Below are 6789 nucleotides of genomic sequence, written 5' to 3' on the forward strand. Positions count from 1 at the left end.
AGTATGATCCGCAAAAGTGGGCACCTTCGCGAGAAGATCATGCCCACGAAGGAACTTTGAGCGAGGTTGCGTCCGTAAAGGCGATCTCGCTCTGGAGAAAGCGATCACATCATGAACGAAAAGCCCTGCGGGCTGATCGTTGCCATTCCGCCCGCTTTGGAAACAGAGTGGGCGGTGCGTCTTTCGGAACTCGTGGCAAGCTTCCGCCCCGCCGCGCTGATCGTCCGCCCGTCGCGCGAGAACGCGGCGCTCGTGAAGGCGGCGGCACCGCTCGAACTCGCCGTGCTCGTCGCTGGCGAGATCCGTGAAGCCGCGCGCGCCGGGGCGACCGGCGTCTGGTTCCCGTCGTCGGAAGACGCGGATTTTGCCGGTGCGCGGAAAGCGCTTGGCGCCGACGCGATCCTTGGCGCGGGCTGCGGCGTGAGCCGTCACGCGGCCATGGAAGCGGCAGAGGCTGGCGTCGATTTCCTCGCCTTCGACGCCACCGTCGATCTCGACGCCGCAGTCGATGCCTCAGCGTGGTGGGACGAGGTGGCGGAAGTGCCGGTCGCGTTCATCGTCGGTGCGACGAAACCCGAGCGCGCCCGTGTCCTCGATGCACGGCCAGACTTTCTTCTTGTCGAAGAATCGGTGACGGCGGGCGAAAGCCTTATTTTCGCAACAGAGTTCGGATTGCAAAGCCAGACCTGAAGTGTTTTCGAGCGAGGCGTATGCCGGTTGAGAGACGTCAGGTCCAACCAAGCTTTCCGCAGGGCGCGGAGACCGCCGGATGTTCGGCGGGCAATCCATCGCGTCGGCGATGTCTTCGAGGTTTTGCTTCCGTGAAAAGCCTGCGACTTCTGACCTTCGCCTTGACCGCCGTCTTCGTCGGTGCGCTGGCACCCGCTTGCGATGCCGCATCAAAGGCGCCGCCCGCGCAAAAGGGCGGCTGGTCCACGAGCGAGGCGCCCTCCGATCCGGGCGATCCGGCCTACGCAGCCTTCGAGGCAGGGAATTATGATGAAGCCTACCGACTCGCGAGCGCAGCGGCGCAACGCGGCGAGGCGCAGGCCAATACGCTCCTCGGCGAGCTTTACGAGCAGGGCCTCGGCGTCCACCAGGATCTGAAGAAGGCGGCGGAGTGGTTCACCAAGGGCGCGGTCGCTGGCGATATGCACGGGCAGTTTCGCCTCGGCGTCATGCTGGCCGAAGGCCGCGGGCTCAAGAAGGATCGCCGCAAGGCGGCAGACTTCTTCGAGGCCGCCGCGCAGCAGGGCCATACGCTCGCGGCCTATAACCTCGCGCAAGTTTATGTCGAAGGCTTCGCTCGGCCGCAGGACATGGGCCGGGCCGCCTACTGGCTCGCCATAGCGGCGGAAAAGGACCACGCGCAGGCGGCCTACGACCTCGCTACGCTGCTTCGCCACGGCGATGGCGTCCAGAAGGACGAGGCAAAGGCAGCCCAGTTCATGGCCAAAGCGGCGGATATGGGCAATGTAGAAGCGCAGGTGGAGTATGCGATCATGCTCGGCAACGGCAAGGGCGTGCCGAAGGACGAGGCGGGCGCGGTGAAGCTGCTGCGGATCGCGGCTGAGCGCGGCAACCCGATCGCGCAGAATCGGCTGGCGCGCGCCTATTCGGCGGGCTTCGGCGTGTTGAAGGATCGAATCGCCGCGTCGAAGTGGCATCTGCTGGCGCGGGCCGCCGGTCAGAGCGATTTCAGGATGGACCTGTTCGTGATGTCGCTGAAGCCGGACGAGCGCAAGAAGGCGGAAGCCGAGGCGCAAGCCTGGCGCGAGGAAGCCGCTGCCACCGTCCGCTGACATGTAGGGCTGACCTCTCATTGATCGCATCGGGCGGGCTTTCATGTTCTCGAAGGATGACGCTCAAAAGCCAAAAGCGCCGGACATTGTCCGGCGCTCTGGAAGGCTGTCAACTGAACGACGATAAGCTTCTTACGGAACGAGCGGCCCCGGCAGCGGCAACACCTCCCTGCCGAAAGCCGTATTCACGACCAGCGCGCCGCTGAGATAGATCCCCACGATGCCAGCGCCGAGCAAAGCCCAGGCGGGGATGAACGCGTTCGACTTTCCGATCAGGCCGAGATCCATCAACGCCACGAAGGGGAGGGCCACGTCGAGCAGCGCCACGATGGCGAAAAGCAGCACCGTGTTCTTGAGGAAGGCGGGGGTCCAGAGCCAGAGAACCAACGTCAGAACGGCCCATGCCCAACCATCGATGCGCGCATCGAAGGGAATCTGCCGAACAATCATGTCGTACTTCATCAGCATTTCGACGCCGCCGACAAACATGAAGAAAGCGGCGAAGAACAGAAACGTGTTTCCTCCGGTCGAATTATTCGACTTGTAGTCCAGGATCGCCACAGTGAACTGAATGACGAAGCCGCCCAACAGCCAGAGGCCCAGCAACGGCATGGCCTCTTTTGTGACGTTGCCGCTCAACAAGGCGAAAAAACAGAAACAGGCTACAGCCAGACCAACCAAACCCGCCGGCGTGGGATTCGCCCAAGGCGATGAGGTGAGTTGAACGTTCTGAAAATTCGAGTCTACTCGCTGGTCCATTTAATTCCTCTATCGAATGACGTGACGCGTGTTCAGTGATTGCGGTTCGCTGCCACTGAGGCATGCCCTCGATACGTACCCATCCCATTCACGATCGAAGGATTGCCGTTCTGTCAGTCGTCATTTCGCGAGGAAGATTTCGCTAATGTCCATTCGTTTCGAGAATCTTTAGCTGCCGGTCCGTAATACCCGGAACAGGATCGCGCCACTCAACTAAAGTCTTGCATGTCAAGGGTTCGCACGGCGCGAATGCTGCCCGAACAAGGACATGCATGAGATGCGACGGTCCCCGCCCGAACCGGCGTGGCGAAACGCCGCCCGATGCGAAAGCAGGCCACGTCCGGCCACTGCGCCAAACGATCGGCGCCCATCATGGCGGAAAACCATCGGGCTTTTTGCCAAGCGGGCTAGCCAAGCGTTAAAAGGGCATGTATATCTAGCGCCGATTAACTCTCGACAGGCTTCGCACCTTCGGAAAGGGAACCGAAGGACGGGGCTTGTTGCATTTCTATTCGGAGAACGACGATGGCAGTCCCCAAGAGAAAAGTCTCGCCCATGAAGCGCGGTTTCCGCCGCTCGGCCGACGCGCTTGCCGCCCCGACCTATGTCGAGGACAAGGAGTCGGGTGAACTGCGCCGTCCGCACCACATCGACCTCAAGTCGGGCAAATATCGCGGCCGCCAGATTCTGGAACCGCGCGAAGACATCTAGCCGGGTCCGGCCTGTAGCCTCGCATAGGCTCATCGCCTCTCCGGATCGGTGCTTTCAGCCCTTATGCGCCGCGCCGCGATCAAACGCGGCGCCTTTGGCGTTTTTGGCGTCCGCGTCGGCATCGCATTTCCAACGCGCCCGTCGACGGCATAGCGTATTCAAGCCCGATCTGGTATTTCATTGGTTGCGATGACACCCGAGGATCTTCTCATACGGGAAAACAAAGCGCCGGACGGCCGCCCGACCGCTGCGCCCGGAGAAGAAACGGCTGCCGTCGAGATCGGACTGAATGCCGCCATCGTGTCGATGATCTGCGGCGAGCCTCAGATTCTCACCGTCTCGACCGATAGCGGCGCCAATGGCGATTCGCCGCCCGCGCTGCCGTTCGGCCTCTTCACGCCGCGCAAACATCGCACGCTCGAAATCGGGCTGCGTGACTGGGTAAAGGACCAGACCGGCGCCGATCTCGGTTATGTGGAGCAGCTCTACACGTTCGGCGATCGGGGGCGCCACGCGCACCCGGGCGACGAGGGCATGCATGTGGTGTCCATCGGCTATCTCGCGCTGACCCGCAACGAAGAGGCTCGTGCGGGCGGCGGAGCGCACTGGAGCGCATGGTATCGTCATCTGCCCTGGGAGGACTGGCGCAACGGCAAGCCCCAGATCCTGACGCAGGAGATCGAGCCGAGGCTTGAGGAATGGGCGCATCGCCGCGAGAGCGCGGGCACGCCGCGACGGCCGCTCGCGCGAAGGGATCGCTTTCGCATGTGTTTCGGCCAGTCGGTGCCCTGGGACGACGAGAAGGTGCTGGATCGCTACGAGCTTCTTTACGAGGCCGGTCTGATCGCGGAAGCGGCCCGCGACGGCCGCGACGCCGCGCGCGCATGGTCGGACCTGCCGCAACTCGGGCGTCCGATGATGTTCGACCACCGCCGAATCCTCGCGACGGCGATGAGCAGGCTGCGCGGGAAACTCAAATATCGGCCCGTGATCTTCGAGTTGATGTCCGAGACATTTACCTTGCTTGATCTTCAGCGGGTTGTCGAAGCCATCCTCGGTAGCTATCTGCACAAGCAGAACTTCCGCAGGCTTGTTGAAAACGCGGGGTTGGTCGAATTGACGGGCCAGCAGGTGTCGAGAACGGGCGGCCGCCCCGCGCGGCTCTACCGTTTCCGAAAAAGCGTCCTTCTCGAGCGGCCTGCACCTGGTTTCAGGGTTCGCGTGCAGAACATTGCGAGAACAAATTCTGGCGCCTGACCGTTGCCCCGTTAACACTACTCGCAGGAAAGAGAAGAAATCCCCAGAAAGAGGGTGATTAAGCTCTTTGAATGCTTCCTAAAAACGGCGCATTTTGATAATATTTCCCTGTCGGTAGGAAGACTCATTGCGGCGATTGAGTCTGATCGGCCTCGGCAAGACCCTCAATCGTAGGCGCGTACGAGCCGCCTGCAAAGGATCACGATTAAGGCATGGCTTCGAGTCGGCTCTAAAAGGGCAGAGCGGCTTATTTGTTTTTAGTCATGCGAGGCGTAAGGCTGCGGCATGTTGATGAGAACCCTCTAACCAAGACAAAGCAAAGTGAGAGCGAGTATGCCTGATAATAATAAGGATCTATGCTTCGGTTTCAAAGCCAACGAATACGTGGTTTATCCGACGCACGGCGTAGGGCGTATCGTTGCGATAGAAGAGCAGGAAATCGCTGGCTGCAAGCTCGAACTGTTCGTTATCAACTTCGAAAAAGACAAGATGACGCTTCGCGTTCCTACGTCGAAGACGCAGAGCGCCGGCATGCGCAAGCTCTCGGACGCAGCGGTGCTCGCTCGCGCCATGGAGACACTGCGCGGACGCGCTCGCGTCAAGCGCACGATGTGGAGCCGCCGCGCCCAGGAATATGAGGCGAAGATCAATTCCGGCGATCTGATCACCATCGCCGAAGTCGTGCGCGACCTTTACCGTTCCGACGCGCAGCCCGAGCAGTCCTACTCCGAACGCCAGCTTTACGAGTCGGCCCTCGACCGCATGGCGCGGGAAATCGCCGCCGCGCAGGATGTCGATGAATCGATCGCTATTCAGAAGGTCGCCGAAGCGCTGACCAAGGCTGGCCGTCTGCGCAAGCAGGAAGTCGAAGACGAAGAGAAGAAGGAAGCCGCCTGATCGGCTTGCGTTTCCCGCAGCGTCGCGTGCTCTTTCGCTCGGAGCCGCGATGCCGCGACTGCAAGCTCGTTCTTCCCATCGCAACGATGAACACGCCGTTTGGCGCGTTCCGAGGTTAGCGTAGTATTGCGCCTTCCTCGCCGCTGACGACTTCAACCTGCTCAGGCAAAGTGGCCGTAATCGATGGCCCAGCCTTGCGCTCCACCCAGCCCCGGATGCGCACCATCTTTCCGACAATCGCGGTTCCGTCGCCGCTTAGACGCTTCGCCGCCGCTCCTTCGGCATAGGCCCGGAAGCCGAACCTCTTGTCATCGCTAAAGGTCAGCGTTATGCGCGAGCCGCTTCTGGCGACGCCTTTCGCCACACCTTCCACGATCTGATAGGTCTGAACGAGATTGGCGACGAGGCGCGGCTCGGACGCCGGCAAAATCTTGAAGACGGCGGTGCCCCAGTTTCCGCGCCTCTCGGCTCTGGCGATTGCCTCGGCGGCTCGAAGTGCGGCGAAGCAGCTCTTGTTGTCCGCTTGCGGCGCGGCAAGGGCAATCCCGGCTGACACGAGTTGTTGTTGCAGCCAGAGCGGCGGATCGCCCGCGACAAAGAGATGCGCGTTGGTGACGCCGTAGCGGTCACGCTCCGCGCCGCCGATTTTCACCTCGACCTTCTTGCCGAGCGCGCCCTTCAGGTAAGAGGTCGCATCGTGCCCGGTGTCGCCGCCTTGTTGCGGCAGGGGAGGGGCCGCGATGATTTCCGCGAGGCGAATCATGCGACCGTCCGCAAGGCGGAGTGTTTGAGGCCCGGTGACGGTGGCAATGGCGCTTTCGCCCGCGCTTCGGAGGTTACAGGCTGGCGCGGTGGCCCCCTGTTGCCCGCGCGAGGGTGAGGCCGCCACCAGCACGGCCAGAATGCAAACGGCGGCGGTAGCCTTGCGAAAGCCGCTCGCGGAAATGAATCGCGGGACTTTCGATCCTGCCCACCACTCGACGCACCAGATGCCGCTGTTTCCAGGTACGGGCGGCATCACCGAGCGCGGCGAGGCGTGCAAGCCTCGCCAGCCAAATACGCTCGACACATGCCAAATGTTGCGCGCGTCAGGTGCCGGCGGAGCCGACAAGCCCCGTCGATAGTTCCCGCCGCGCGGGCTTCCGCAGAGTTCTTGTCCCGAGCGAAAAAGCGGCTCGTCGATGCGCGCCTGGGCGTGGCGGAATGAAAAGTTCATGCCGCATTTCGTAGTAGCTCGCAGCGTCGCGCTCAAGCGTTTCCCCGGCACGCATCGCACCGCCTGGCGCGCGCGGCACACCCTGCGCTCCCCGATGTGCGCCAACGCTGATTGTGAGCGGCCTGGGCCACGCAGCTTATTGCCGCG

Annotated in this window: 7 protein-coding genes; 5 read left to right on the top strand and 2 right to left on the bottom strand. The window is 62.1% G+C overall.

Annotated elements, in window-relative coordinates; genetic code table 11:
* Nucleotides 1-111 precede the first annotated feature (111 nt).
* Both T281_RS18010 and T281_RS15675 read left to right on the top strand, forming a co-directional pair.
* Nucleotides 112-690 carry a thiamine phosphate synthase gene (locus T281_RS18010; RefSeq protein WP_052037580.1) on the top strand — a complete coding sequence of 193 codons (579 nt, stop codon included), beginning with the start codon at nt 112-114 and terminating at the stop codon, nt 688-690.
* Nucleotides 691-821: 131 nt separating this feature from the next.
* The gene (locus T281_RS15675; protein ID WP_052037581.1) at nt 822-1802 is read left to right on the top strand and encodes a tetratricopeptide repeat protein; all 981 of its coding nucleotides are present in this window, start codon (nt 822-824) and stop codon (nt 1800-1802) included.
* Between the two features lie 132 nt (nt 1803-1934).
* On the opposite strand, the gene T281_RS15680 is transcribed toward T281_RS15675, so the two are convergent.
* Nucleotides 1935-2561: an acetate uptake transporter family protein gene (locus T281_RS15680; protein ID WP_037241570.1), complete on the bottom strand. Its 627-nt coding sequence runs from the start codon at nt 2559-2561 to the stop codon at nt 1935-1937.
* Between the two features lie 525 nt (nt 2562-3086).
* On the opposite strand from T281_RS15680, the gene rpmF reads away from it, so the two are divergent.
* The 3 genes from rpmF (at nt 3087) to T281_RS15695 (ending at nt 5426) form a co-directional block, all read left to right on the top strand.
* Nucleotides 3087-3272, top strand: a complete 186-nt coding sequence (gene rpmF, locus T281_RS15685; protein WP_013418306.1) for a 50S ribosomal protein L32 — start codon at nt 3087-3089, stop codon at nt 3270-3272.
* A gap of 189 nt (nt 3273-3461) precedes the next feature.
* The gene (locus T281_RS15690; RefSeq protein WP_037241574.1) at nt 3462-4529 is read left to right on the top strand and encodes an NUDIX hydrolase; all 1068 of its coding nucleotides are present in this window, start codon (nt 3462-3464) and stop codon (nt 4527-4529) included.
* A gap of 333 nt (nt 4530-4862) precedes the next feature.
* Nucleotides 4863-5426, top strand: a complete 564-nt coding sequence (locus tag T281_RS15695; protein WP_013418308.1) for a CarD family transcriptional regulator — start codon at nt 4863-4865, stop codon at nt 5424-5426.
* Nucleotides 5427-5541: 115 nt separating this feature from the next.
* On the opposite strand, the gene T281_RS15700 is transcribed toward T281_RS15695, so the two are convergent.
* Nucleotides 5542-6444, bottom strand: a complete 903-nt coding sequence (locus tag T281_RS15700; RefSeq protein ID WP_155955302.1) for a thermonuclease family protein — start codon at nt 6442-6444, stop codon at nt 5542-5544.
* Nucleotides 6445-6789 lie beyond the last annotated feature (345 nt).

The organism is Rhodomicrobium udaipurense JA643 (assembly GCF_000636015.1).
Taxonomy (GTDB): Bacteria; Pseudomonadota; Alphaproteobacteria; order Rhizobiales; family Rhodomicrobiaceae; genus Rhodomicrobium; species Rhodomicrobium udaipurense.

Excerpts from the sequence above, each read along its gene's own strand:
- rpmF (WP_013418306.1), top strand. The coding sequence starts at position 3,087 with ATGGCAGTCCCCAAGAGAAAAGTCTCGCCCATGAAGCGCGGTTTCCGC.
- T281_RS18010 (WP_052037580.1), top strand. The coding sequence starts at position 112 with ATGAACGAAAAGCCCTGCGGGCTGATCGTTGCCATTCCGCCCGCTTTG.
- T281_RS15695 (WP_013418308.1), top strand. The coding sequence starts at position 4,863 with ATGCCTGATAATAATAAGGATCTATGCTTCGGTTTCAAAGCCAACGAA.
- T281_RS15700 (WP_155955302.1), bottom strand. The coding sequence starts at position 6,444 with ATGCCGCCCGTACCTGGAAACAGCGGCATCTGGTGCGTCGAGTGGTGG.
- T281_RS15690 (WP_037241574.1), top strand. The coding sequence starts at position 3,462 with ATGACACCCGAGGATCTTCTCATACGGGAAAACAAAGCGCCGGACGGC.
- T281_RS15680 (WP_037241570.1), bottom strand. The coding sequence starts at position 2,561 with ATGGACCAGCGAGTAGACTCGAATTTTCAGAACGTTCAACTCACCTCA.